The organism is Streptomyces lushanensis (assembly GCF_001700515.1).
GTDB classification, from domain to species: domain Bacteria; phylum Actinomycetota; class Actinomycetes; order Streptomycetales; family Streptomycetaceae; genus Streptomyces; species Streptomyces lushanensis.
Genome location: NZ_MAUD01000546.1, coordinates 1 through 902, shown reverse-complemented (window position 1 = coordinate 902; position 902 = coordinate 1). Strand labels below are relative to the sequence as shown.

Genomic DNA, 902 nt, shown 5'->3' with positions numbered 1-902 from the left:
GAGAGCACATTGCCCGCGACGAACAGTCCCATCAGGAGCATCAGCATCCGCTTGCGCGGGATCCGGGTGCCGAGGACGGTCATCAGCGGTGCGCCGAGCACGACTCCGAGCGCGTAACCGGTGACCAGCAGTCCGGCGGTGGGGATCGAGACGCCGTATTCGCCGGCCACCTCGGGGAGCAGTCCCATGATCACGAATTCGGTGGTGCCGATCCCGAATGCCCCGATGGACAGGGCGAGAAGCGCGAGTGGCATGGATTTTTTCCGGCCTTCCCAAACGGTTGCATCTGCGGCTTACGCGCGAACACAATACTTGCAGGCGCGGATTAATTGCAAGCGCGGGATATTGCGTCGATGTTTTATCCTGGAAACACAGGGGCCTCGGCACGCCCTCACGTCGCCCGCAGGAGGAAGCCATGACCGCCACGGACACCGCGCTCACGGGGCTCGCCCAGGGCTGGTGTGCCCTTTCGGTGCTGCACGACAGGATCGAGGGACATATCGAGCGCGTGCTCCAGGCGGGCCACGGTCTCAGCCTCCGGGAGTACTCACTGCTCGACGTCCTGAGCCGGCAGCACGACGGCGAGGGCGGTCATCTCCAGATGAAGCAGGTCGCCGACGCGGTCGTACTGAGCCAGAGCGCCACCACCCGGCTGGTCACCCGGCTGGAGGACCGCGGACTGCTGACCCGCTATCTCTGCCCGACCGACCGCCGCGGGATCTACACCAATGTCAGCGAGGCCGGGCTGCGGCTGCTCGCTCAGGCCCGGCCCACCAATGACAAGGCGCTGCGGGAGGCCCTCGACGAGGCGGCCGACAAACCCGAACTGGCCCCGCTGGTCAGGACCGTGAAATCCCTCGACATCGCCCTGTGACCGGCCCGTCGCAGACACGTGCCCGCCC

Annotated in this window: 2 protein-coding genes; one reads left to right on the top strand and one right to left on the bottom strand. The window is 66.6% G+C overall.

Annotated elements, in window-relative coordinates; translation table 11 throughout:
- Positions 1–254 (bottom strand): MFS transporter (locus BFF77_RS37390; RefSeq protein WP_245703917.1); only part of this gene is annotated, 254 nt, incomplete at its 3' end.
- Between the two features lie 161 nt (positions 255–415).
- On the opposite strand from BFF77_RS37390, the gene BFF77_RS31035 reads away from it, so the two are divergent.
- Positions 416–874: a MarR family winged helix-turn-helix transcriptional regulator gene (locus BFF77_RS31035; RefSeq protein ID WP_066956716.1), complete on the top strand. Its 459-nt coding sequence runs from the start codon at positions 416–418 to the stop codon at positions 872–874.
- Positions 875–902 lie beyond the last annotated feature (28 nt).

What these genes read in the sequence shown, in the direction of transcription:
- BFF77_RS31035 (WP_066956716.1), top strand. Translation starts at nt 416, where the DNA reads ATGACCGCCACGGACACCGCGCTCACGGGGCTCGCCCAGGGCTGGTGT.